This window comes from Pseudomonas sp. NPDC086251, from assembly GCF_044746405.1.
Lineage (GTDB): Bacteria > Pseudomonadota > Gammaproteobacteria > Pseudomonadales > Pseudomonadaceae > Aquipseudomonas.
In genome coordinates this window covers 1-25,778 of record NZ_JBIVBY010000021.1, presented here as the reverse complement: position 1 = coordinate 25,778, position 25,778 = coordinate 1, and the positions used below count along the sequence as shown (strand labels likewise).

18 protein-coding genes are annotated in these 25,778 nt (G+C 60.9%); 11 read left to right on the top strand and 7 right to left on the bottom strand.

What is annotated here, in order from left to right:
• The first annotated feature begins 37 nt into the window (after nt 1–37).
• On the top strand, nt 38–901 hold the full coding sequence (locus ACIPL2_RS22820) for a DMT family transporter (RefSeq protein WP_401359985.1): 864 nt from the start codon (nt 38–40) through the stop codon (nt 899–901).
• 37 nt (nt 902–938) lie between these two features.
• Here the strand turns inward: ACIPL2_RS22820 and ACIPL2_RS22815 are convergent, their stop codons facing one another.
• The 4 genes from ACIPL2_RS22815 to ACIPL2_RS22800 form a co-directional block, all read right to left on the bottom strand.
• A complete protein-coding gene (locus ACIPL2_RS22815; RefSeq protein ID WP_401359983.1) occupies nt 939–1,880 on the bottom strand; it encodes a LysR family transcriptional regulator in 942 nt (313 codons plus the stop codon).
• A 69-nt stretch (nt 1,881–1,949) separates the two neighbouring features.
• On the bottom strand, nt 1,950–3,479 hold the full coding sequence (locus ACIPL2_RS22810) for a tripartite tricarboxylate transporter permease (RefSeq protein WP_401359980.1): 1,530 nt from the start codon (nt 3,477–3,479) through the stop codon (nt 1,950–1,952).
• Entirely contained in the window at nt 3,476–4,009 is a 534-nt protein-coding gene (locus tag ACIPL2_RS22805; RefSeq protein WP_401359978.1) for a tripartite tricarboxylate transporter TctB family protein, read from the bottom strand. The genes ACIPL2_RS22810 and ACIPL2_RS22805 overlap by 4 nt, the downstream gene beginning before the upstream one ends.
• A gap of 53 nt (nt 4,010–4,062) precedes the next feature.
• On the bottom strand, nt 4,063–5,076 hold the full coding sequence (locus tag ACIPL2_RS22800; RefSeq protein WP_401359976.1) for a Bug family tripartite tricarboxylate transporter substrate binding protein: 1,014 nt from the start codon (nt 5,074–5,076) through the stop codon (nt 4,063–4,065).
• A 457-nt stretch (nt 5,077–5,533) separates the two neighbouring features.
• Between ACIPL2_RS22800 and ACIPL2_RS22795 the strand changes: the two genes are divergently transcribed.
• The 6 genes from ACIPL2_RS22795 to ACIPL2_RS22770 all read left to right on the top strand — a co-directional run bounded on the left by ACIPL2_RS22795 (nt 5,534) and on the right by ACIPL2_RS22770 (nt 13,177).
• Nucleotides 5,534–6,877 (top strand): MFS transporter, encoded by a 1,344-nt coding sequence (locus ACIPL2_RS22795; protein WP_401359974.1) that lies wholly within the window; start codon nt 5,534–5,536, stop codon nt 6,875–6,877.
• A complete protein-coding gene (locus tag ACIPL2_RS22790) occupies nt 6,870–7,841 on the top strand; it encodes an amidohydrolase family protein (protein ID WP_401359972.1) in 972 nt (323 codons plus the stop codon). Before ACIPL2_RS22795 ends, ACIPL2_RS22790 begins: the two co-directional genes overlap by 8 nt.
• Nucleotides 7,838–8,842 carry a 4-hydroxythreonine-4-phosphate dehydrogenase PdxA gene (locus tag ACIPL2_RS22785; protein ID WP_401359969.1) on the top strand — a complete coding sequence of 335 codons (1,005 nt, stop codon included), beginning with the start codon at nt 7,838–7,840 and terminating at the stop codon, nt 8,840–8,842. The genes ACIPL2_RS22790 and ACIPL2_RS22785 overlap by 4 nt, the downstream gene beginning before the upstream one ends.
• Before the next feature lie 451 nt (nt 8,843–9,293).
• Nucleotides 9,294–10,469, top strand: a complete 1,176-nt coding sequence (locus tag ACIPL2_RS22780) for an L-rhamnonate dehydratase (protein ID WP_401359966.1) — start codon at nt 9,294–9,296, stop codon at nt 10,467–10,469.
• Nucleotides 10,470–10,521: 52 nt separating this feature from the next.
• Nucleotides 10,522–11,517 (top strand): AraD1 family protein, encoded by a 996-nt coding sequence (gene araD1 / locus ACIPL2_RS22775; protein WP_401360282.1) that lies wholly within the window; start codon nt 10,522–10,524, stop codon nt 11,515–11,517.
• Nucleotides 11,518–11,596: 79 nt separating this feature from the next.
• A complete protein-coding gene (locus ACIPL2_RS22770) occupies nt 11,597–13,177 on the top strand; it encodes an aldehyde dehydrogenase (NADP(+)) (RefSeq protein WP_401359964.1) in 1,581 nt (526 codons plus the stop codon).
• Nucleotides 13,178–13,301: 124 nt separating this feature from the next.
• Here ACIPL2_RS22770 and ACIPL2_RS22765 read toward each other — a convergent pair whose 3' ends face one another.
• Nucleotides 13,302–14,210, bottom strand: a complete 909-nt coding sequence (locus ACIPL2_RS22765; RefSeq protein ID WP_401359961.1) for a DMT family transporter — start codon at nt 14,208–14,210, stop codon at nt 13,302–13,304.
• A gap of 177 nt (nt 14,211–14,387) precedes the next feature.
• Here ACIPL2_RS22765 and aceK point away from each other — a divergent pair, with 177 nt between their 5' ends.
• The 3 genes from aceK (at nt 14,388) to ACIPL2_RS22750 (ending at nt 21,757) form a co-directional block, all read left to right on the top strand.
• On the top strand, nt 14,388–16,106 hold the full coding sequence (aceK, locus tag ACIPL2_RS22760) for a bifunctional isocitrate dehydrogenase kinase/phosphatase (RefSeq protein ID WP_401359959.1): 1,719 nt from the start codon (nt 14,388–14,390) through the stop codon (nt 16,104–16,106).
• A gap of 185 nt (nt 16,107–16,291) precedes the next feature.
• Entirely contained in the window at nt 16,292–20,203 is a 3,912-nt protein-coding gene (gene hrpA, locus ACIPL2_RS22755; protein WP_401359957.1) for an ATP-dependent RNA helicase HrpA, read from the top strand.
• 432 nt (nt 20,204–20,635) lie between these two features.
• Nucleotides 20,636–21,757 carry a beta-ketoacyl-ACP synthase III gene (locus ACIPL2_RS22750; RefSeq protein WP_401359955.1) on the top strand — a complete coding sequence of 374 codons (1,122 nt, stop codon included), beginning with the start codon at nt 20,636–20,638 and terminating at the stop codon, nt 21,755–21,757.
• A gap of 221 nt (nt 21,758–21,978) precedes the next feature.
• Here ACIPL2_RS22750 and ACIPL2_RS22745 read toward each other — a convergent pair whose 3' ends face one another.
• On the bottom strand, nt 21,979–23,295 hold the full coding sequence (locus tag ACIPL2_RS22745; RefSeq protein WP_401359953.1) for a putative porin: 1,317 nt from the start codon (nt 23,293–23,295) through the stop codon (nt 21,979–21,981).
• A 285-nt stretch (nt 23,296–23,580) separates the two neighbouring features.
• On the opposite strand from ACIPL2_RS22745, the gene ACIPL2_RS22740 reads away from it, so the two are divergent.
• Complete coding sequence (locus ACIPL2_RS22740; protein WP_401359951.1) at nt 23,581–24,705, top strand: GNAT family N-acetyltransferase; 1,125 nt, start codon at nt 23,581–23,583, stop codon at nt 24,703–24,705.
• A 15-nt stretch (nt 24,706–24,720) separates the two neighbouring features.
• On the opposite strand, the gene aqpZ is transcribed toward ACIPL2_RS22740, so the two are convergent.
• Nucleotides 24,721–25,416 (bottom strand): aquaporin Z, encoded by a 696-nt coding sequence (aqpZ, locus tag ACIPL2_RS22735; protein ID WP_401359949.1) that lies wholly within the window; start codon nt 25,414–25,416, stop codon nt 24,721–24,723.
• Nucleotides 25,417–25,778: the final 362 nt, after the last annotated feature.

Sequence of the window (25,778 nt, the reverse complement as noted above, 5' to 3'; positions counted from 1 at the left end):
GCTGAGTTGGCTTTTTGCCTGACTACAGGTGGTATTCATGTTTGTCCTTTCTAAAAAGTCCGCGCTCGCGGCGGCGTCCACGAGCCTGTTCGTTTTGCTGTGGAGCAGCGGGGCGATCTTTTCCAAATGGGGCCTGGCCCACGCATCACCGTTTGCCTTTCTGTTGTTTCGATTCGCCATCGCACTGTGCGGCCTGGTGCTGCTGGTGCCGTTGCTCAAGTTGAAACGGCCCAAGGGCGGCAAGCCAATGTTGTATGCGATGGCCACGGGCGTGGTGTTGCTGGGGGCTTACCAGATTTTCTATCTGCTGGCCCTCGACCTGAAGGTGACGCCCGGTGTCATGGCCACGATCATGGGTGTGCAACCGATCCTCACCGTGGTGCTGATGGAGCGTCAGCGTTCGTGGAGCCGGATGTTCGGTCTGGCGCTGGGCCTGGCCGGGTTGATCATGGTGGTCTACCAGGGCATCGGTCTGGCGGGCATGTCACTGGCCGGCATGCTCTTCGGTTTGCTGGCGCTGGCGAGCATGACGTTCGGCTCGATCATGCAGAAACGCATCACCGACAATCCCCTCGGTACGCTGCCGGTGCAGTACCTCGCCGGGCTGTTGCTCTGCGGGATTTTCGTGCCGTTCCAGCCGTTTCATTTCGAACACAGCAGCGGTTTCATTGTGCCGGTGTTGTGGATGGGGTTGGTGGTGTCGGTGTTGGCGACCTTGTTGCTGTACCGCTTGATCGCGCGAGGCAATCTGGTGAATGTCACCAGCCTGTTTTACCTGGTACCGGCGGTGACGGCGGTCATGGACTACCTGATATTCGGTAACCGGTTGGCGGCTTTGAGCTTGCTTGGCATGCTGCTGATCATCGTCGGTTTAATCTTCGTGTTCCGTAAAACAGCGTAAAAACCAAAAGGCCCGGGGCATGCGCTCCGGGCCTTTTTTATTTGACCAGCGCATGCTCGGCCCGCACCGAATTCATGAACGCCTGCATCGCCGACGATTGAATGCGATGACGCCGGGTGATCAGGCCATACGGCGGCAGCCGTGCTTCGAATTTGATCGGCAACACCGCCAGCAAATCCCGACCGGGATAATCCTCGACCACCGACACCGGCGTGACACCGAGCATGTCGGTCTGCTGTATCAATGAGAGCAAGGTCATGATCGACGTGGTTTCGACGATGCTGCTGGGGATGTCGACCCGCGCGTTGTGAAACACCTGATTGATGATCGCGCGCATCGGGCTTGGATGCTGTTGCAGCACCCACGTCATGTGCTGCAGTTCTGCCCAGCTCAGTTGTTTCTCCTGCGCCAGTGGATTTTGCGCGCCGGCGATCACGCACAAAGCCTCTTCGCCGAGGCTGTCGAACAGCAATTCTTCGGCCCGCGCGCCGACCGGAATCCGCCCCAGGACGATATCCAGTTGATCCTGCAAAAGGGCCTGCACCAGCACGTCGCTGGTGTCGACCTGGATGCTCATGGACAACCGTGGATGGCTTTGTTTCAAGGTAGCGATGGTCCGGGTCAACAGCCCTGAGGCCAACGCCGGAATCGCCCCGACCGCGACTCGCCCGAGGTTGCCGGATTCCAGTGCGACCAACTCTTCGCGCATGCCGCTGAGTTCGGCAAACACCATGCGCGCGTAGTAGATGACGGTTTCCCCGAACGGGGTGGAGCGCATGCCCCGAGGCAGACGTTCGAACAGTTCGACGCCCAACAAGTCCTCGGCTTCGTGGAGCATCTTGGTGGCGGCCGGTTGAGTCATGCCGATGTGATCGGCGGCGCGGCGCAACGAGCCGAATTCCTGTAACGCCAGCATCAGCCGCAGTTGGCGCAGACGCAGGCGACTGTGGATCACGTTGGCAGCAGGAATTCGGGTCATGGGCCGTGCTCGCAAAAGGGACTGCGGCAAGCCTGACAACAAATGTCAGGCGTTGCCAGCATTGCTGTGTCACAGCACCGATTTTGCCTTGGCGACTTGAGGTTTGCGCAAGCCCATCAGGGTTTGCAGTGCCTTGGAAATCAGCGGCCAGAACAGCATCAACAGCGCTGCCGTGGTCAGGCTGCCGACCAAGGGGTTGGACCAGAAAATCCCCAAGTGCCCGTCGGAGAACAGCATCGACTGGCGGAACGCGTCTTCAGCCTTGTCCGCCAGCACCGCCGCCAACACCAGCGGAGCGATCGGGTAACCGAGTTTCTTGAACAGATAACCCAGCGCGCCAAAGCCCAGCATCAACACCACGTCGAAGAACGAGTTGTGCACCGAGTAGGCACCGATGGTGCAGACCATGATGATGATCGGCGCGATGATCGAGAACGGAATGCGCAGGATCGAGGCAAACAGCGGCACGGTGGCCAAGACCACGATCAGGCTCACGACGTTGCCCAGGTACATGCTGGCGATCAGGCCCCAGACGAAATCATGCTGCTCGACGAACAGCGTCGGGCCAGGGTGCAAGCCCCAGATCATCAAGCCACCGAGCATCACCGCTGCCGTCGCCGAACCGGGAATCCCCAGGGTCAGCATCGGCAGCAGGGCGCTGGTGCCGGCGGCGTGGTCGGCGGTTTCCGGGGCAATCACGCCTTCGAGTTCACCCTTGCCGAAGTTATCGCGCTGCTTGGAGAAACGCCGCGCCAGGCTGTAGCTCATGAACGACGCTGCCGTCGGCCCGCCCGGCGTGATGCCCATCCAGCAACCGACCAGCGTGCTACGGACGATGGTCCACCAGTAGCGCGGCAATTTGGCCCAGGTGCGCAGGATCACCATGGGCGTGATGCGCGCATGCTCGCCGCGAAACACCAGGCCTTCCTCAACGGTACAAAGGATTTCGCCGATGCCGAACAAGCCGATCACCGCCACTTCGAAACTGATACCGGTCATCAGGATCGGTTGGTCGAAGGTCAGGCGCAGGTTGCCGGAAACGGTGTCCATGCCGACCGCCGCCATGGCGAATCCGATCATCATCGCCACCACGGTTTTCAGCGGTGGGTTCTTGCTCATGCCGATGAAGGTGCAGAACGCCAACAGGTACACCGCAAAGAACTCCGGCGAACTGAACGACATGGCGAATGCGGCAATCTTTGTCGACAGGAACGTTAGCAGCAACACCCCGCACAGGGCACCGATCAACGCCGAGCTGAACGCGGCGGTCAAGGCTTCGGCGGCGCGGCCTTCGCGGGCCATCGGGTAGCCGTCAAAGGTGGTTGCCACCGATGAGGGCTCGCCGGGGATGTTGAACAGGATCGAGGTGATCGAGCCGCCGAACAGCGCGCCCCAATACATGCACGAGAGCAAAATGATCGCCGACACCGGCGACATGGTGAACGTCAGCGGCAGCAGCAACGCCACGCCATTGGGGGCGCCGAGGCCGGGCAACACGCCGACCAGAATGCCCAGCAGCACGCCGATCACCATCAGGCCGATGTGGCCTGGGGTCAGGATCAGGTTCATGCCTTGCAGCAGGGAATCGAATTCGCTCATTTGAAATTTCTCCCGGCCAGGGCAATCCAGTCGCCCATCGGGCCGGCATCCAGCGGGACCTTGAACCACAGGGCGAAAATCAGGTAGCTGGCCAGCACCGCGCCGAGGGATACGCTGCCGATCATCCATTTGCCGTAAGGCTTGGCGCGGACCTTGTCGCGCCACATGAACCAGGCGATGAAGCAGGCCGAAGCGACGTAGATGCCCGTGAATGGCATTGCGCCAACGAACAGCGCAATCGGAATGAACACCGACAACACTTGCTTGAACGCGCTGCGGCTGACGAATGAAATGCTCAGCGCGTGCCAGCGCACCAGGGTCAACACGCCGTTGGCCACGCTGGCGGCGCTCAGCATCAGGCCGATGTAGAAAGGGAAGTAACCCGGCTCAGGGCCGGAATCGCCCCAGCCGATACCCTGTTCGAGACTGCCGAACATCACCACCGCGCCGATCAGCGTGGTGAAGAGTGCCAGGCCGAGTTCGACCCAGCGGGTGCCGACCAGCGCCGGTGAATCCGAAGAATGGGACATGAAAACACCTCCAGCAGGTGACGGCCGTGCGTATGCGGACGGCCGTGCACAACTCAGTTTTTCAGCCAGCCGGCCTCTTTGAACACCGGCGTGACGCGGGCGGTGTCCTTTTCAATGTAGGCGGTCAGCGGCTCGCCTTCGAGAAAGGTCGGCACCAGCGCGTTCTGCTTGACGTAGGCCTTGAACTCCGGAGTTTCGGTGACTTTGCGCATCAGCTCGACATAGAACGCGCGCTGTTCGGCGGTGACTTCGCCGGGCATGAACACGGTGCGCGGGAAGCGGTATTGATCGATGCCCAGGCCCTGTTCGTGGCAGGTCGGAACGTCGGCCCAGGATTTGTCACCCGCCACTTTCTCGGTATAGCCCATGCGCTCTTTACTGAACACGCAGAGTGGTTCGACCTGGTCGCCGCGCCATTGGCTGATGCTTTCGCTGGGGTTGTTGACGTTGGCGGCGATGTGTTTACCGGCCAGTTGGGTCGCGGCTTCACTGCCGCTCTTGAACGGGATGTACACCAGTTTGCTGTTAGTGGTTTGGTTCAGCAGCAGGGTCAGGGTCTGGTCGACATCCTTGGACTGGCTGCCGCCCATGCGCAGGTTCGATGGATCAGCCTTGACCGCTTCGTAGAAGCTTTTGGCGTCCTTCCATGGCGCGCCTTTGTAGCTCCAGAGAATGAAGTCGTCCTCGGCCACGGCGGCGATCGGGGTCAGTTCCTGCCATTGGTAGCCGAGCTTGGAGACCAGCGGCAACAGGTAGATGTTGTTGGTGCCGATCACCAGTTTCTCGGCATCACCCTTGTTCATTTTCAAGTCGAGAAAGGCTTCGGCGCCGTTGCCGCCGCCCTTGTTCAGGACGATGGTATTCACGTCGAGGAACTTGTGCGTGGTGATGATCGACTGGATCAACCGACCGAGCTGGTCGGTGCCGCCACCGGGGCCACCGGCGACGACGATTTCGACGTTCTTGTCCGGTTGCCAGGCTTGAGCGAGGGCGGGAAGGGCGCCAGCGGCGACCAGCGTGCAGCCAAGAAACAGACGGGATGTGCGACGGACGAATGCATTTCGCATGATGGAAGGGCCTCGTTTTTGTAGTTGTTATGAGTGACTTGTCGGTGCTCAAAAGCTGCAAGCCTGGCCTGAGTGTGTGAAGCCGCAGGCGTCGCGTCTAGTCAAAACAATACATACACCGATAGCCTGGGGTTATAGCTCGGCAAACGACTAGCGACTAACGACTGTAGGAGCGAGCTTGCTCCGGGCGGCGATCCGACGATGGACTCAAGGGCACCGCGTTTGTTCAGGAAGCACGTGTTTTCGTTGAAGACCATCGCGAGCAAGCTCGCTCCTACAGAAAATAGGCGTGGCCACGTTGAAAGGTCGTTGAAAGCTGGGCATGACATAACCCGAGGCTATCGCCTGATTTCAAGTTTTGATTAGACGGTTATCAGCGAGCCTTCGATAGTGCTCGCAAATGTCGCCAGGAAGTGGCGTTGCTGTCTCCACAAAAATAATAAAAGAGGTACGCACTATGGCTCGTTCCAGTGCATCCCTGAACGTGGCCGGCGCGGATATCCAGCCGCAGGCCGCGGCGGCACCCACGCACAGCTCCGCCGTCAAGGCCAGCAGCGTGCGCTGGCGGATTTTCGCGATCATCTTCGCGTTGACCATGGTCAACCTGATCGACCGGGTTTCGCTGTCCATCGCGATGCCGACCATCGCCCATGAATTTTCCCTGTCGCCGAGCCTGCAAGGGCTGATCCTCAGCAGCTTCTTCTGGGCGTATGCGTTGCTGCAGATTCCTGGCGGCTGGCTGATCGATCGCTTCGGGCCGCACCGGGTCATCAGTTGGTCCACCGGGTTGTGGGGCACGTTTCAGGTGCTGGCCGCGTTCGCCACGGGCGGGTTGTCGTTGCTGTTCGCCCGCGTCGCACTGGGTGCCGCCGAGGCACCGTTGTTTCCTTCGGGTGGCAAGCTGATTTCCCTGTGGCTGGCGCCGAGCGAGCGCAGTCGCGGCGCAGTGCTGATGGACAGCGGCAGCCCGTTGGGCGTGGCGCTGGGCGGGTTGATCATTGCCTATCTGATCGCTTCGCTGGATTCGTGGCGGCTGGCGTTTGTCATCGCCGGTATCGCAACGCTGGTACTGGCCTGGCTGGCGCGGCGTTATCTGCGAGACGACCCGGCCAGCCACCCGCAAGTGAATGCCGAAGAACTCGACAAGATCAACGCCGGGCGCGCCACGCCGGCTGCTGAAGCGGCGCGTGTGCCGGTCAAAGGCCTGGGCATCGCGGCCCGTTCCCTCAGTGGTTTGCTGATCGGTCGGGCCAGTTGGGCGATGGTCTATTTCGGCTTGCTGACCTGGGGCCCGAGTTATCTGGCGCAGGCTCGCGGCTTCGATATCAAAGGCATCGGCGCGGCGACGTTCGTGATCTTCGTCTGTGGCGCGTTGGGTTCATTGACGGGCGGTTTCCTTTGCGACGGGTTGATCCGAAAAGGCATCAGTCGTGGCGTGGCGGTCAAGAGCCTGCTGGCGTTTTCCGGTCTGGTAGCCCTCGGCGCGTTCCTGTTGCTGCCAACCCTGAGCAATCCTTTTGCGGCCGTGGCGCTGTTGGCCATGACCGCCTTTTTTCTTATGTGGGGCAGCCTCTACTGGAGCTTCCCGGCGTTGCTGGCGGCCCCGGCGCGGGTCGGGCTGATCGGCGGCGTGATGAACATGGCCGGCAGCACTGGCGGCATTGCAGTGCCGATTCTGGTGGGGATCATTCTGCAAATGACCGGTGGATTTGCCCCGGTGCTGGGGTTCTTTGCGGTGTGTTCGGCGGTGTTTGTTCTAGCGACATTGTTCATCAGTCTCGACGAGGTGCGCCATGGCTGAGCCCCTATCCAATACCGCATGGACCGGACCGATAATCGATGCCCATCATCACTTCTGGGACCCGTCGATCAACGACCATCCGTGGCTGGCGCCCGACGCCAACATCCCGTTTCGCTACGGTGACTACAGCGCGATCAAGCGTCGTTATTTTCCCGAGGATTATTTCGCCGATGCCGGTGCTCATAACGTCGTGCAAACCGTGTACGTCGAGACCGAATGGAACCCGCAGGACCCGATTGGCGAAACCCGTTTCATCGAGCAACTGGCTACCCGTTACGGCGTACCGAATGCGGTCGTCGCGCAAGCCTGGCTCGATCACCCGGACGCCATCGCGGTGCTCACTGAGCAAGCAAGTTTCAAGTGCGTGCGCAGCGTTCGCCACAAACCTGGCGGCCCGACCGCGCCCGCGCAAGTTGGCCATGTGCGCAGCCTGATGAGCGACGAACATTGGCGCCGCAGTTTCGCCGCGCTCGAAGGCTTGGGGCTGCATTTCGATTTGCAGACACCCTGGTGGAACCTGCATGAAGCCGAACGCCTGGCCCGGGATTTCCCTGGCACCACACTCATTCTCAACCACGCAGGATTGCCCAGTGACCGCAGCGCCGAAGGTCTGGCGGGTTGGCGTTTGGCAATGGCGCGGCTGGCCGATTGGCCAAACGTGCAGGTCAAGATTTCCGGGCTTGGCCAGGCCGGCCAGGCGTGGCGTGCCAAGGACAACACGTGGATCGTGCGCGAGGTGATTGCCATGTTCGGCACCGCCCGGGTGATGTTTGCCAGCAACTTTCCGGTGGACAGCCTGTGCGGCTCGTTCGACGACATTTACAGCGGTTTCAAATCCATCGTTGCTGATCTGGCGCAGGCCGATCAGGAGCGTCTTTTCTACAGCAACGCGCAGCGGGTTTATCGCTGCGAGCCTTGCGCTATTGCGCGGACATGGCCTGAACCCTTGAGGAGTGAAGCATGAAAAAAACCACCATCGCCATGGTCCTGGGTGACCCGGCAGGCATCGGCCCGGAACTGATCGCACGCCTGCTGGGCGAGCCTGAGGCGCGCAGTCAGGCCAACGTGATTCTGATTGCCGATGAGGCGGAAATGCGTCGTGGCATGCGCATCGCCGGGACGGAGTTTCCTTACCGCCGCGTGGAGTCGCTGGATCAGTTGCAGTTTCGTGATGACACGCCACTGTTCTATGACTTTCGCGGCGATACCCTCGGTGAATTTCCGCGCAGTGAAGCCAGTGTCATCGGCGGTCGCTACAGCCTCGACACCCTGGAAAAAGCCCTGCGCCTGACCGAGGCCGGCACCACGGATGCCGTGCTGTTCGGGCCGCTGAACAAGACGTCGCTGCACATGGCCGGCATGGCTCACAGCGATGAATTGCACTGGTTCGCCGAGCTGCTGGATTTCCACGGGCCGTTCTGCGAATTCAACGTGCTCGACAACCTCTGGACGTCGCGGGTGACCTCGCACGTGGCGCTGGCCGAAGTGCCGGGCATGCTCAGTCAGGCGCGGGTGGTGGAAGCGATCCAGTTGATCGACACCGCGCTCAAGCGCAACGGCCTGGAAAAACCGCGCATCGGCGTCTGTGGCTTGAACCCGCACAACGGCGACAACGGCTCGTTCGGTCGCGAAGAACTGGACATCATTGGCCCGGCCGTTCGCTCGGCACAGGCGCTGGGCATTGCCGCCGAAGGGCCGTATCCGGGGGACACGATTTTCCTCAAGGTCCAGGGCGATGCCAGTGCCTTTGACGCCGTGGTGACCATGTATCACGACCAGGGACAGATCGCGATCAAGTTGATGGGCTTCTCCCGTGGCGTGACGGTGCAGGGCGGGCTGCCGATTCCGATCACCACGCCAGCGCATGGCACGGCGTTCGACATCGCAGGGCAGGGCAAGGCGAATGTCGGGGCGATCCGCCAGGCCTTCGAAATCGCCTGCCGGATGGGTGCCAACAGCTACTGAGACAACGCAGTTCCCCTGTGGGAGCGGGCTTGCTCGCGAAAGCGGTGTGTCAGGCGGCATTAATGTCGACTGACACGGCCTCTTCGCGAGCAAGCCCGCTCCCACTTTTGATTGGAGTTGCTGCTCGATTTTGTGATCAATACAAATCCCCTGTGGGAGCGAGCCTGCTCGCGATAGCGGTCTGTCAGTCACTGAATAAGTGTCTGAACGACCGCTATCGCGAGCAGGCTCGCTCCCACATTTTTTTGTGTTGTGGCTGATAACCCCATCTAGGCGAAAACCCATTAATGCGATCACCCCAGGTTATCGCCGGATACGCATAAGTGATTATCCGCAGCCCCCGGGCGCTGGCTAAAGTCGCTCCATCGAATGCCCGGAACCGGTTCAGCCGAGCGGCTCTGCGCAGCGACTCAACAACTACAAAAAGCCGGCAGCGCAAGGAATTGTATTCATGAAAATCAAAGCCATCCGTACCCGCGTTTTCGAGTGGAAAGGCAAAGTCGTTCCCCCTCAAGCGCACTTCTGCACCAACGCCAGCGACATCCTGTTCGAGCGCGGCGATGCCATGGGCTCGTTCCGTTTCCACGGCTGGCTGGTGGTGGAAGTCGAGACCGACACCGGTCTTGTCGGCATCGGTAACTGCGCCCTCGCGCCGCGTGTGGCCAAGGAAATCATCGACACTTACCTGGCGCCGATTGCGATGGGTGAAGACCCGTTCGACAACGAATACATCTGGCAGAAGATGTACCGCCAGAGCCACGCCTGGGGCCGCAAAGGTATCGGCATGGCGGCGATCTCGGCCATCGACATCGCCATCTGGGACATCATGGGCAAAGCGGTGAACAAGCCGGTGTTCAAACTGCTCGGTGGGCGGACCAAGGAAAAGATCTGGACCTACGCTTCCAAACTGTACGCCAACGACAACCTCGACCTGTTCCTCGAAGAAGCCCAGGGTTATCTGAACCAAGGGTTCACCGCGCTGAAAATGCGCTTCGGTTACGGGCCGAAAGACGGCCCGGCGGGCATGCGCAAAAACATCGAGCAAGTGCGCGCCTTGCGTAATTTGGCCGGCCCGGACATCGACATCATGCTTGAGTGCTACATGGGCTGGACCCTCGAATACGCCCGGCGCATGTTGCCTAAACTCGCCGAGTTCGAACCGCGCTGGCTCGAAGAACCGGTGATCGCCGACGACATCGAGGGCTACATCGAGCTGAAAAAAATGGGGATCATGCCGATCTCCGGTGGCGAGCACGAGTTCACTTCCTACGGCTTCAAAGACCTGCTGGAACGCCGCGCGGTCGACGTGATCCAGTACGACACCAACCGCGTCGGCGGCATCACCGCAGCGCGCAAGATCAACGCCATGGCCGAAGCCTGGTCGGTGCCGGTCATCCCGCACGCCGGGCAAATGCACAACTACCACCTGACCATGTCCACCACCGCCTCGCCGATGGCCGAGTTCTTTCCGGTGTTCGACGTCGAGGTCGGCAACGAACTCTTTTACTACGTGTTCAAGGGCGAGCCGCAACCGGTCAACGGCTACATCCAGCTCGACGACAACACGCCGGGCCTGGGCCTGGAAATCTCCGATGAATATTTGAGTGACTTCAACATCATCGAGTGACCTTGAGGCGCCGCTCATGAGTGGCGCCATCCCTGACTTTCTGGAGGCCGTCATGCGCCTGATTCAATTCGAAAACACTGCCGGTGAGCGCCAGGTCGGCGTCGTCGAGGGCTTACATGTCTTGGTGTTGCAAGACACCCGCAGCACCCGTGAACTGGCACTCGCGGCGATCCGCGCCAAACGCAGCCTGCAAGAAGAAGTCGCGCAACGCGGCACCGAGCCAGGCCCGGATTACGCGCAGCTGTTGCAGCAGGGAAAAGTCCTGCCGCCGCTGGACCACGAAGACCCGGCCCATTGCCTGATCAGCGGCACCGGCCTGACCCACCTGGGCAGCGCGTCGGCACGGGACAAAATGCACCAGCAGGATGGCGCGGTCGAAGCCGGCATGACCGACACCATGCGCATCTTCAAATGGGGCCTGGAGGGTGGAAAACCGGCGGCCGGTCAGGTCGGTGCGCAACCGGAATGGTTCTACAAGGGCGATGGCAGCATCGTCGTGCGCCCCGGCGCGGACTTCCCGGTGCCGCCGTTTGCCGAAGACGCCGGTGAGGAGCCGGAGCTGACCGGCCTGTATGTGATCGGCGACGACGGCCTGCCGTATCGCGTCGGTTTTGCCTTGGGCAACGAGTTCTCTGACCATGTCATGGAGCGGCGCAACTACCTGTACCTCGCGCATTCGAAACTGCGCTTCTGCGCCTATGGCCCGGAACTGCGCGTCGGTGAATTGCCCCGGCACCTGGCGGGCACCAGCCGCATCACGCGCAACGGCGAAACGCTCTGGGAAAAGGAATTTCTCAGCGGCGAAGACAACATGTGCCACAGCCTCGCCAACCTCGAATTCCATCACTTCAAGTACGCGCAGTTTTTGCGCCCCGGCGATGTTCACGTGCATTACTTCGGCACCGCCACGCTGTCGTTTGCCGATGGGGTGAAAACCCAGCCGGGTGATCGCTTCCAGATCAGCCTCGATGAGTTCGGCGCACCGCTGGAAAACGGCATCGGCGAAAGCGCCCAGCCGCTGCCAATCGGCCAGGTCCGCACGTTGTAGGAGCGAGCATCAGAAGGAGGTTGGCGTTTGAACACCACGGCACACATTTTCGGCTAGACAGACGTTCAAGGACTCACTCATGACCACGCTACTCGGACACAACTACATCGGCGGCCGTCGCAGCGCTAACGGAACGCTGCAACTGCAAAGCCTCGACGCCACCACCGGTGAACCGCTGCCGGGCACCTTCTTCCAGGCGTCCGAAGCCGAGGTGGGGGCGGCGGCCAAAGCGGCGGCCGCTGCATACCCGATCTACCGCGAACTGAGCGCCGAAAAACGTGCACAGTTTCTCGATGCCATCGCCGATGAGATCGATGCGTTGGGCGATGACTTCGTCGCCACCGTCTGCCGCGAAACCGCTTTGCCGGCCGCGCGTATCCAGGGTGAACGCGCACGCACCAGCGCTCAGATGCGCCTGTTCGCCAAGGTCCTGCGGCGCGGTGATTTCTACGGTGCGCGCATCGACCGCGCCTTGCCGGACCGCCAGCCGTTGCCGCGTCCGGACCTGCGTCAGTACCGCATCGCCCTGGGCCCCGTCGCCGTGTTTGGCGCCAGCAACTTTCCGTTGGCGTTTTCCACCGCCGGTGGCGATACCGCTGCAGCGCTGGCCGCCGGTTGCCCGGTGGTGTTCAAGGCCCACAGCGGCCACATGGCAACCGCCGAGTGGGTGGCGGACGCGATCATCCGCGCCGCCGAACGCACCGAAATGCCAGCCGGCGTGTTCAACATGATCTACGGCGGGGGTGTCGGTGAGTGGCTGGTCAAGCACCCGGCGATTCAGGCAGTGGGCTTCACCGGCTCGCTCAAGGGCGGCAATGCCCTGTGCCACATGGCAGCGACGCGGCCACAGCCGATCCCGGTGTTTGCCGAAATGTCGAGCATCAACCCGGTGTTCCTGCTGCCCGAAGCGCTCAAAGTTCGAGGTGAGCAAATCGTTGCGCAACTGGCCGGATCGGTGACGCTTGGCTGCGGTCAGTTTTGCACCAATCCGGGCCTGGTCATCGGTCTGCGTTCGCCGCAGTTCAGCCTTTTTCTGGAGACGTTTTGCGCCAGCATGAACCAGCAACCGGCGCAAACCATGCTCAACGCCGGCGCGCTGGTCAGTTACAGCAAAGGCCTGGGTGAACTGCACGAACATCCGGGGCTGACGCATCTGGCGGGCAAGCCGCAACAGGGCAGTCAGGCGCAGCCGCAGGTGTTCAAGGCTGATGTCAGCCTGTTGCTCAAGGGCGATCAATTGCTACAGGAAGAAGTATTCGGACCGACCACCATCGTCATTGAAGTCGAGGATCGGGCGCAGTTGGCGGCGGCGTTGCACGGCTTGCGTGGGCAATTGACGGCGACGTTGATTGGCGAGGCCGAGGAGCTGCTGGAGTACCGCTGGCTGGCTCAGTCGTTGCAGGAAAAGGTCGGGCGGATTTTGTTCAATGGTTATCCGACCGGGGTCGAGGTGTGCGAGGCGATGGTGCATGGCGGGCCGTACCCGGCGACGTCGGATTCGCGGGGGACTTCAGTGGGAACCTTGGCGATTGATCGATTCCTGCGGCCGGTGTGCTTCCAGAATTATCCAGATGCGTTGTTGCCCGAGGCGTTGCAGAACGCTAATCCGCTGGGGATTCGGCGGTTGGTGGATGGCGAGGTGAGTCAGTCCGCTTTGTAGTTGTCTGAGCCGGCGCCTTCGCGAGCAAGCCCGCTCCCACATTCGATCGCCTTTTTCCAGTAGGAACTCGGTCGAATGTGGGAGCGGGCTTGCTCGCGAAGGCGCCATCAGCAACACCAAAAAGCTATCGGGCAGTCACCTCGGCAGCCTTCACCACCGCCCGCTTCAACACCATCCACAACGCCGCCGCAATCAACACCCCGCCATACAGGTGCGCCATCGACAACGGCTCATCCAGCAACAGCGCCCCCCACAACACCCCGAACGGCGGGATCATGAAGGTCACGGTCATCGACTTCACCGGCCCCACCGACGAGAGCAAACGGAAGTAAATAATGTACGCCAGCGCCGTGCAGCCCAACCCCAACCCCAGCAATGACAACCAGACACTCCAGCCGCCCCAGCTCGCCGGTGGCTGGCTGATCACGCTGTAGCCGAACAGCGGCAACAGGAACAACGTCGCCCCCAGCATGCTGCCCAGCGCCGACAGTCGGCTGTCGAGCCCTCCGGCCTGGTCGAGCCAGCGGCGCGCAAGGAACCCGGCAAATCCGTAGCAAGTGGTGGCAAGCAGGCAGGCCAGGGCGCCCATCAGCAGTTGCAGGTCGAACGCCACCGGGCCGGCCCGGGTGAGAATGCCGACGCCGAACAGCCCGAGGAATACCCCGCCGAGCTTGGCGGCAGTCAGTCTTTCACTGAAGAACAAACCGCCGATCAACACGCCCATCAGCGGCGTGGTGGCGTTGAAAATTGCCGAATACCCGGCCGGCAGCACTTGCGCCGCCACGGAATAGAGCGTCGCCGGAATCCCGGAGTTGATCACCCCGAGCAGCATCACGGTCTTCAGTTTGCCTTTGAAATCCCAGCTGATACGCATCAGCCCGAGGATCACCAGCAACCCGGCCGCCGCAATCGACACCCGGAAAAACGCGGTGGGGATTGTGCCAATCACTGGGGCGATGATGCGCATGAACAAGAAGCTCGCACCCCAGATAGCCGCCAGCGACAGCATACGAACAACATCGACAGGGCTCACGGTGCACTCCTTCCTTCATGGGGCCGAGAGTGTTGCCGAGTGCCTTATCGATGGCAACCGAAAAACGAGCAACGAATTCGCCAGGCGCATTCCAGGGCCTCGCGCAAAATTACGCTTCTCCTGCACCCGCTTCACTGGCTAAGCTCAGGCTTCCGACATTCCCGCCGAGGTCTCACCATGCCGCAGCAATGGCCAGCCGCCGATATCGCCCGACTGATCCTCGATGGCTTTGACGATTACCGCGAGCATTTCCGGCAGATCACCGACGGTGCCCGATCGCGTTTCGAACAGGCCAAGTGGCAGGAGACGCAAATCGCCTCGGCCGCGCGGATCAATCTGTACGAAGAGAAAGTCAGCGAAACGGTCGACCGCCTGCGCGTCGCGTTCGACACCGAAACCCTGGACGTCAGTTGCTGGCCGCTGGTCAAAAGCGCGTACATCACCCTGATCGACCTGCGTTTCGACGATGAACTGTCGGAGACCTGGTACAACTCGATCTTCTGCGGGCTGTTCAGCCATGACCTGATCAGCGACGGCTGCATGTTCATCCACACCACCCGGCCGAGCCTGCGCCGTGCCCGCGCCGCGCAAACCCGTACGTACAAGCCTCAGGGTCAGCTGTCCAGCATGTTGGCGAGCATTTTTGCCGATTACCGTTTCAGCGAAGACTACGCCAACCTGGCCGGCGACCTGCGCCGCCTCGAGGCGCAACTGCGCGAGAACCTGCCGGACTGGGTCTGCAAGGACCCGGATTTGAGCGTTGAATTGTTTTCCTCCGTGCTCTACCGCAACAAGGGCGCGTACCTGGTGGGGCGCATCTACACCCAGGACGAACAATGGCCACTGGTGATTCCGCTGCTGCACCGCGAAGGTCGCGGGATTCAGATCGACGCGTTGATCACCGATGAAGCGGACGTGTCGATCATCTTCTCGTTCACCCGCTCGTATTTCATGGTCGACGTGCCGGTGCCGGCGGAGTTCATCGGTTTTCTCAAGCGTATCCTGCCGGGCAAGCACATCGCGGAGCTGTACACCTCGATCGGCTTCTACAAGCACGGCAAATCGGAGTTCTACCGTGCGCTGATCAATCACCTGGCCAACACCGACGACCAGTTCATCATGGCCCCCGGCGTGCGCGGCATGGTCATGAGCGTGTTTACCCTGCCGGGTTTTAATACCGTATTCAAAATTATCAAGGACCGGTTCTCGCCGTCGAAAAACGTCGACCGCGCCACGGTGATCGAAAAGTACCGTTTGGTGAAAAGCGTCGACCGCGTCGGGCGCATGGCCGATACCCAGGAATTCGCCGACTTCCGTTTTCCGCTGAGCAAGTTCGATCCGGCGTGCCTGGAAGAACTGCTTGAGGTCGCAGCGTCCACCGTGTCGGTGGAAGACGACACGGTGCTGATCCGCCACTGCTGGACCGAGCGGCGGATGACGCCGTTGAACCTGTACCTGGAAAACGCCAACGACGCTCAGGTACGCGAGGCGCTGGAAGATTACGGCCTGGCGATCAAGCAACTGGCGGCGGCGAACATTTTCCCTGGCGACATGCTGCTGAAGAACTTCGGCGTGACCCGTCACGGGCGGGTGGTGTTTTATGACTACGACGAGATCTGCTTCCTGACCGAGGCCAACTTCCGCCACATCCCGCAACCGCGTACGCCTGAAGATGAGATGGCGTCAGAGCCGTGGTATTCGATCGGTCCGCTGGACGTGTTTCCCGAGGAGTTTCCGCCGTTTCTGTTCGCCGATTCGGGGCAGCGCAAGCTGTTCGACCAGCTGCATGGCGAGTTGTACAACGCCGATTACTGGAAAAGCCTGCAAGAGGCGATTCGGGGCGGGAAGGTCATCGACGTGTTCCCGTATCGGCGCAAAGGCCTTGATAACGAGTAGTTCTCTGCGATTGCTGCGCAATCGATCGCGGGCAAGCCCGCTCCCACATTTGACCGTGGTGCCTCCGATTTTGTGGTCGTCATAGATTGAATGTGGGAGCGGGCTTGCCCGCGATCGGCCGCGCAGCGGTCGTAAAATCTGCGACAATCCGCAACCTGCGCCACTAGACGACTTTTGCGTACCTGATGACTGACGAATCGCCTTCAATCGACAAACTGCTGAAAAACCTCGATCACGCCATGCTCGCCGACCGCCACCGGCTGCGGCGGCAGTTGCTTGAGCTGCGCAAAAAACCTGACGAGGCCAAGCTGGCCCAGTGGGTAACGCGTCTGCAAGCGTCCTGTGATCAGGTGCTGGCGCGGCGGGCCAGCCTGCCGGTGATTCGTTACGACGACAGCCTGCCGATCGCTGCCAAGCGCGATGAAATCAAAACCGCGTTGCTCAAGCATCAGGTGCTGATCATCGCCGGCGAAACCGGTTCGGGTAAAACCACCCAGTTGCCGAAGATCTGCCTGGAAATCGGTCGCGGCCAGCATGGCCTGATCGGCCACACCCAGCCGCGTCGAATCGCCGCCCGCAGCGTGGCGAGCCGGGTCGCCGAAGAATTGGCGACGCCCTTGGGCGCGCTGGTCGGCTATCAGGTGCGGTTCGAGGATCAGAGCGATTCCAACACCCTGATCAAGCTGATGACCGACGGCATCCTGCTGGCGGAAACCCAGAACGACCGCTACCTCGAGCGCTACGACACGATCATCGTCGACGAAGCCCACGAACGCAGCCTCAACATCGACTTCCTGCTCGGTTACCTGAAAACCCTGCTGCCGCGTCGTCCGGACCTGAAAGTCATCATCACCTCGGCGACCATCGACCTGGAGCGCTTTTCCAAGCACTTCGACGATGCGCCCATCGTCGAAGTCTCCGGTCGGACCTTCCCGGTGGACACCTGGTACCGTCCGCTGACCCTGGAGCAGGACGAAGAGGGCAACCGTGTCGAGGACGACTTGACCGTGGATCAGGCGATCCTCGCCGCCCTCGACGAAATCGCCGCGTTCGAACGCAGCGAGCGCAAGAGCCCCGGCGATGTGCTGGTGTTCCTGCCCGGCGAGCGCGAGATTCGCGATGCCGCCGACATGCTGCGCAAGGCCCAACTCAAGCACACCGAAATCCTGCCGTTGTACGCGCGGTTGTCGCCGGCCGAGCAGCAGCGGATTTTCCAGTCGCACCCGGGCCGTCGCGTGGTGCTGGCCACCAACGTCGCGGAAACCTCGCTGACCGTGCCAGGCATCCGTTACGTGATCGACAGCGGCACTGCGCGCATCAGCCGCTACAGCTACCGCGCCAAGGTCCAGCGTTTGCCGGTCGAAGCGATTTCCCAGGCCAGCGCCAACCAGCGTAAAGGTCGTTGCGGACGCGTCGAGCCAGGCATTTGCATCCGCCTGTACAGCGAAGAAGATTTCATCGGGCGTCCGGAATTCACCGACCCGGAAATCCTTCGTACCAACCTCGCGGCGGTGATTTTGCAGATGCTGCATCTGCGCCTCGGCGAGATCACTGATTTTCCGTTTATCGAGCCGCCGGATGGCAAGGCGATCAGTGACGGTTTCAACCTGCTGCAAGAACTCTCGGCGGTCGATCGCAACAGCCAGCTGACGCCGTTGGGCCGCAATCTGGCGCGGTTGCCGGTGGACCCGCGCATGGGCCGCATGCTGCTGGAAGCGGCGAAACTCGGCAGCCTGCAGGAAGTGCTGATCGTCGCCAGCGCCATGTCGATCCAGGACCCGCGCGAGCGTCCGCCGGAGCGTCAGCAAGCGGCGGATCAGGCGCACGCGCAGTGGAAAGACGTCGACTCGGACTTCGCCGGGCTGGTCAATCTGTGGCGTGGTTTCGAAGAACAGCGCCAGGCGTTGACGGCGAGTCCGCTGCGTAACTGGTGTCGCAAGAATTTCCTGAATTACCTGCGTCTGCGCGAATGGCGTGATTCGCACCGCCAATTGAGCCTGATCTGCCGCGACATGCAGCTCAGCCTCAATAAAGAGCCGGCGGATTACCCGAAACTGCACAAAGCCGTGCTCTCGGGCCTGCTCAGCCAGATCGGCCAGAAAACCGAAGACGGCGATTATCTCGGCGCGCGTCAGCGGCGTTTCTGGATTCACCCGTCTTCGGGCCTCGGCAAGAAGCGTCCGCAATGGCTGATGGCCGCCGAACTGGTGGAAACCACCAAGCTTTACGCGCGGATGGTGGCCAAGATCGACGCCGACTGGATCGAGCCGCTGGCCGGGCATTTGATCAAGAAAAACCACTTCGAACCCCATTGGGAGAAGAAGCGCGGACAGGTCGTGGCGTTTGAACAGATCACCCTGTTCGGGCTGATCGTGGTCGGTCGCCGGCCGGTGCATTACGGGCCGATCGATCCAGTGGTGTCCCGTGAGTTTTTCATTCGCGAAGGCCTGGTGCGCGGCGAGATTCAATCCAAAGCCAAATGCTTGTCGGCCAATGCGCAGTTGCTCGAACAGCTCGACGAACTGGAGGCCAAGGCCCGCCGTCGCGACATTCTGGCCGACGAAGAAACCTTGTACGCCTTCTACGACGCGCGGCTGCCGGCGGAGATCCACCAGACCGCGACCTTCGACAGTTGGTATCGGGTCAACAGCCAGAAAGACCCGCAGCTGTTGATCATGCGCGAAGAAGACGTGCTGGCCCGCGAGGCCAGTGAAGTCACCGCCGCGCATTACCCGGACACCTTGCACATCGGCGATCTGGAGCTGGCGCTCAGTTACCACTTCGAACCGAACCATCCGCGCGACGGCGTGACCTTGCGTGTGCCGGCGCCGCTGTTGCCGATGTTGCCGCCGGAACGCCTGGAATGGCTGGTGCCGGGCGTCATCGAAGCCAAATGCATTGCGCTGGTGCGCAACTTGCCAAAGGCGCTGCGCAAGAACTTCGTGCCGGTGCCGGACTTCGTCAAAGCCGCGTTGCAGCGCATCACCTTCGCCGAGGGCTCGTTGCCGCAGGCGTTGGGTCGCGAGTTGCTGCGCATGACCGGCGCGCGAGTCAGCGACGAGGCCTGGGCCGAAGCGTCGCAGCAGGTCGACAGTCACCTGCGGATGAACCTGGAAATCGTCGATGGCCAGGGCAAGTTTCTCGGTGAAGGGCGTGATTTGGCTGAATTGACGGCGCGCTTTGCCGAGGCCAGCCAAGCGGCATTGGCCGTGCCGCAAACCGCGAAAAACCAGCAACCGGTGGAGCCTAAAGTGTTTGCCGCCGTTGCCGAAAAAACCCAGCAGAAGATTGCCGGGCTGTCGATGACGGTGTATCCGGCGCTGGTGGAAGAGAGCGGCACGGTCAAGGAAGGGCGCTTCTCCACGCCGGCCGAAGCCGAGTTCCAGCATCGCCGCGCGTTGCAGCGTTTGCTGATGCAGCAACTGGCGGAACCGGCGAAATTCCTGCGCGGCAAGTTGCCGGGGTTGACCGAGTTGGGCCTGATGTACCGCGACATGGGGCGTGTCGACAGTTTGGTCGAAGACATTCTGTTGGCCAGCCTCGACAGTTGCATTCTCGAGGGTGAAGACCCGCTGCCGCGTGATGGCGCCGGACTGGCGTCACTGGCCGAACGCAAACGCGGTGGCTGGACCGAGCACGCCGAGCGGCTGGCAAAGCTGACGCTGGAGATTCTCAAGCTCTGGCACGGCCTGCAAAAACGCTTCAAGGGCAAGATCGACCTCGCGCAAGCGGTGGCCCTGAACGACATCAAGCAGCAGCTCAGTCATCTGGTTTATCCGGGCTTCGTCCGCGAAACGCCGATACAGTGGCTCAAGGAATTGCCGCGTTATCTGAAGGCGGTCGAGCAGCGCTTCGAGAAAATCGGCGCCCAGGTGCAGCGGGATCGGGTCTGGAGCGGCGAATTGTCCGGCCTCTGGACGCAATACCAGACCCGCGCCAACAAACACGCCCAGGAAGGCAAGCGCGATCCGCAACTGGAGCTGTATCGCTGGTGGCTGGAGGAATACCGGGTTTCGCTGTTCGCGCAACAATTGGGGACCAAGGTGCCGATCTCCGACAAACGCCTGAACAAACAGTGGACCCAAGTCGAACCCTGACCCGATCACTGCGATCACTGCGATCAACACGATCAACACGATCAACACGATCAACACGATCCACTGTAGGAGCTGTCGAGTGAAACGAGGCTGCGATCTTTTGATCTTGATACGGAAGGTCAAAAGATCGCAGCCTCGTTTCTCTCGACAGCTCCTACAGTCCCACAGTCCCACAGTCCCACAGTCCCACAGTCCCACAGTCCCACAGTCCCACAGTCCCGCAGCGTTTGATCCAGCAAAAGGCGCCAAAACCCAATGTTTATGGCAAACTTCGCGCCTATAAACGCCGGCCCCGCGGTTTTGAGCCTTCACGGGTAATGGGCGATCGGAATAATGCGATGCCAGGTGTGCTTCCCGTGACGGGAACAGACCCTTTGTGTGTTGGTACGTCGGTGCCAACACTTTCTGCCTGACCAGATTAGAGAAACGACCATGCATAACGTCGTCATCAGCGGCACCGGCCTGTACACCCCGGCCAACAGCATCTCCAACGAAGAGCTGGTGCAGTCTTTCAACGCTTACGTCGCGCAATTCAACGCCGACAACGCCGACGCCATCGCGCGCGGCGACATCGAAGCGTTGACCGAGTCCAGCGCGGCGTTTATCGAAAAAGCGTCGGGCATCAAGAGCCGTTTTGTCATGGACAAGGACGGTATCCTCGACCCGCAACGCATGGCGCCGCGCCTGCCGGAGCGCTCGAATGACGAGTGGTCGGTGCTCTGCCAGATGGCCATCGGCGCCGCCGAACAAGCCTTGCAACGCGCCGGCAAGACCGCCGCGGACATCGACGGCGTGATCGTCGCTTGCTCAAACCTGCAACGCGCCTACCCGGCCATCGCCATCGAAGTCCAGGAAGCGCTGGGCATCCAGGGTTTCGGTTTCGACATGAACGTCGCGTGCTCCTCGGCGACCTTCGGTATTCAGGCCGCCGCCAACAGCGTGCAACTGGGCCAGGCCCGGGCGGTCCTGATGGTCAACCCGGAAGTCTGCACCGGTCACCTGAACTTCCGCGATCGTGACAGCCACTTCATCTTCGGCGACGCCGCGACCGCGGTGGTCATCGAACGTGCCGACCTGGCGACGTCCAAGTATCAGTTCGATGTCGTCAGTACCAAACTGCTGACGAAGTTCTCCAACAACATCCGCAATAACTTCGGTTTCCTCAACCGCGCGGCGGAAGAGGGCATCGGGGCCAAGGACAAACTGTTCGTGCAGGAAGGCCGCAAGGTGTTCCGCGACGTCTGCCCGATGGTCGCCGAGCTGATCGCTACGCACCTGGAAGAAAACCAGCTGAACATCAGCGACGTGAAACGCTTCTGGCTGCACCAGGCCAACCTCAGCATGAATCACCTGATCGTCAAGAAGTTGCTGGGACGCGAAGCCACCGAAGCAGAAGCCCCGGTGATTCTCGACACCTACGCCAACACCAGCTCCGCCGGTTCCGTGATTGCGTTTCACAAGAACCAGGATGACCTGGCCGCCGGTTCGCTGGCCGTGCTCAGCTCGTTTGGCGCCGGTTATTCGATTGGTAGCGTGATCCTGCGCAAGCGCTGATTTCGCCGTTAAAAGATCGCAGCCTCGTTGCACTCGACAGCTCCTACACGGCGTACGCCATCCCCTGTAGGAGCTGTCGAGTGCAACGAGGCTGCGATCTTTTTTGGGCGCAAACAAAACAGCCTCGCGTTGCTGCACCGGACGGATGATGGGGACCGGTGCACTAACGCGAGGCTGTAAAAATAGCTCAGGCTTCCTTGCCCGAGTCGTGTTGCCGGGAATCAGAACTTGGCTTCGGCATCCAGTTGCAGGGTGTTGATGTCCGAGTCTTTCAGGTTGGCGTTGGTGAAGTCCGAGTTCGCCATGAAGTACGTCGCGCCGAGGTTGAAGTTCTTGTCCAACTCGTAGCTCACTTTCAACTTGCTGCCGCGCGAACCGGTAAAGCCGTTGGCGAAGTCGGAGTCGGTGAAGGCGCCGACCACCGCGTTACGCTGTACGTCGCGATAGTTGTAGTCCACCGCGAAGCCGTAGATCTTGGTCTTGATACCGGCCAACCAGGCAGAGTCCTGATCGTTGCTGGCATCCTTGTTGTTGACGTACTGACCGTAGATCGACAGGGGCAGTGGCAGACCGCCGACGTCCAGCTGACCAAAACCTTCGTACAGCTTGAACTGCTCGTTCGGGCTGTTGCCGTTGATCGCCAGTTGCCCTGGGATCACGCCAGCGACCGGGGTGATGTCGTCGTCGTTGTCGTAGCCGTAGACGCTGCCGCCCAGGGTGAATTTCAGGTTGTCGGTGAGGGCGAAGCGCGCACCCAACTGACCGGCGTACAGGCGCAGGTCGTGCTTGAACTGCACGCCGTCGCCGTCGACGTTGTCCTTGAGGGTGTAGTGACCGGCGCTACCGAACAGCTCGGTGCTGGCGCCCAACGGGTATTTGTAAGCCAGGGACAGACCTTCCGGGCTGATATCGCTATCCCAGATGATGTCGCCCATGCTCACCCATTGCTGTGGCATCTTGCCGCCAACGATGTGCAGGTTCTTGGCGAAGTCGGGGTGGTAGTCGACGTAGCCCTGGTCCAGCCAGATCGACTTCTTGTCGAAGTAGTTGTCCAGGCTCTGGTTAGTCGAGCGAGGGTCGTCGTTGTTGCCGGTGGCGATACGGATGCCGGTGTCGACTTGCGGGTTGATCTCGGTATAGGCGCCCAGACGAGCACGGATGCGCTGACGATCCTGGTCTTTGTTGTTGGAAACGCCATCGTTGTGAACGGTTTCCTGACGGAAACGCACATCACCCTTGAATTGGGTCTTGGCAGCCCACGCCAGTTTCTGGTCGAAGGTGCTCAGTTCGTTGGTTTTCTTCGCGGTCGCGGCGATCTGCTCGTTGGTCTCTTGTTGAGCCTGACGGGCGATCTGCTGGTCTTTTTGGTCCCTGGCCAGCTCGGCTTGCAGTTCGCTGTACTGCGCGTTGGTAATCGAGCCGTTTGCCTTGAGCATATCGAGCAGTTTGGCGTCGACTGCGGCGCTGGCCGGAACACTCATGGCCAGCAACAGACCACCACACAGGGCTGCCGCAGTTTTCGTGGAAGCAAGACGCATATCAATCTCCGAAGATGAGAGTGGATGACTGGGCCATCCAGGGCACAACCGACCATTGATGGACGGAAAACAGTGGCCGGGGGTAGAACCCGACGCTCTAAAAACAGGCGCCAGTATCGCGATCGTTTATGACAGAGCGGTGGCAATGTGATGGCATCTCGATGACGATGCAAAGTCGTCGCGAACTATTGATCCAGAGCGCTGTCGTCGAATTGATCGTGTGCAATGGAGGGCGATAAGCGATACTCGCGAGGCTTTAAACGCGAAGAAGTGGAGAGGAAGTTGATGCCGTTGCAACGTTTGCAAAGCCTGTCTGACATTGCGTCGCAAGTGTGGGACGCGCTGGTGCCCGAGAATCAGCCCTTTCTGCGTCACGCGTTTCTCGGCGCGCTTGAAGACAGCGGCAGCGTTGGCCCCCATTCCGGCTGGCAGCCCGAGCATCTGCTGCATATCGAAGGTGGTCGCCTGATCGCCGCACTGCCCAGTTACCGCAAGTGGCATTCCTACGGCGAGTACGTGTTCGACCACGCCTGGGCGGATGCCTGTGAGCGTGCCGGAATCGAGTATTACCCCAAGCTGCTGAGCGCCGTGCCGTTCAGCCCGGTCAGCGGGCCGCGGTTACTGGCGTCCACGGTTGAGGACGGTTTCGAACTGCTCAATGGCCTGCCCGGTTATCTGGAGATCGAAGCGCTTTCCAGCGCCCACATCAACTTCACGGACCCGTTCACTGATGCTGCGTTGGCCGAGCAGCCGGGCTGGTTACAGCGCATCGGCTGTCAGTACCACTGGCAGAACCGTGGCTATCGGGATTTTCAGGATTTCCTCGACGTTCTCAGTTCGCGCAAGCGTAAACAGATGCGCAAAGAGCGCGAACAAGTGGCGGGGCAGGGCATCGACTTCGAATGGCTTGAAGGTCGGCAACTGGACGAGGCGCAGTGGGATTTTGTCTATGCCTGCTACGCCAATACCTACGCGGTGCGTCGGCAAAGGCCCTATCTGACGCGGGCATTTTTCAGCCTGTTGGCGGAGCGCATGCCCGAATCGATTCGGGTGGTGCTGGCCAAGCAAGGCTCGCGGCCGGTGGCGATGGCCTTCAGCCTGGTGGGTGGCGACAGTTTTTACGGCCGTTACTGGGGCTGTCTGGCGGAGTTCGACCGGCTACACTTCGAGACCTGTTTCTACCAGGGCATGGATTATGCGATTGCCAACGGCTTCCAGCGTTTCGACGCCGGCGCCCAGGGTGAGCACAAGTTGATTCGCGGATTTGAACCGGTGATCACGCATTCCTGGCATTACCTGAGGCATCCGGGATTGAAGGCGGCGGTGAAGGACTTTCTGCAGCAGGAGCGCGTCGGGGTACTGGCGTATGCCGAGGAGGCGAGGACCGCCTTGCCTTACCGACAAGACTGATCCTTTGCCAAGGCTTTAACTGCCTTCCTTGCCCAACCATCGATAGGTCACGCCGCCGACCACTGCACCGAGCAGTGGCGCTACCCAGAACATCCACAATTGCGCGATGGCCCAGCCGCCGACGATCAGCGCCGGCCCGGTACTGCGGGCCGGGTTGACCGAGGTGTTGGTGACGGGAATCGAGATCAGGTGGATCAGCGTCAAGGCCAGGCCGATGGCGATGGGTGCCAGCCCGGCGGGGGCGCGTTTGTCGGTGGCGCCGAGGATGATCAGCACGAACATGGCGGTCATCACCAGCTCACAGACAAAGCCTGCGGCCATCGAGTATTTCCCTGGGGAGTGTTCACCGTAGCCGTTGGAGGCGAGGCCGGCGGAAAGATCAAAGCCTTCCTTGCCGCTGGCGATGTAGTAGAGCAAGGCGGCAGCGATAACCCCGCCAATCACCTGGGCGATGATGTAGGCAGGGAGTTCCCTGGCCGGGAATCGACCGCCGACAAACAAACCGACGGACACGGCGGGGTTGAGGTGGCAGCCGGAGATATGGCCAATGGCAAAGGCCATGGTCAGCACCGTCAGACCAAAGGCCAGGGCCACGCCAAGCACCCCGATCCCCAGCGGAGAAGACGCGGCCAACACCGCACTGCCGCAACCCCCCAATACCAGCCAGAAAGTGCCTAACAACTCAGTGACTGAACGTTTGAGCAGAGACATGAGAACGTCCTTGATAGGCTTCCCTATCGAGACTGTGTCGAGTTTTGCATCCTGCAGATTTACGACAGGCTCCGCTCCGGAACCTTGGGTGATTACAGCAGGGTTTTTGTGGATTTCCAGTGGGTATGGGAAGTGCTGGGGGGTGTGGTTGGTGGGGGTTGGATTGGGGGCATATCCGTTTCTGCGGTAACGGCTGCTTTTGGTTCCGCCCTTACGGCGGGTCACTTTCGAAAATCCGGAAGCCGGCCCAGTCGAAAGTAACCAAAGCGCTTTGCCCCTCCATTCGGTGCCTCGCTTAGGCTCGGCATGCCCTCACTCCGGCATTGCTCCGGGGGCCCGCCGCCATCGGCCATCCATGGCCG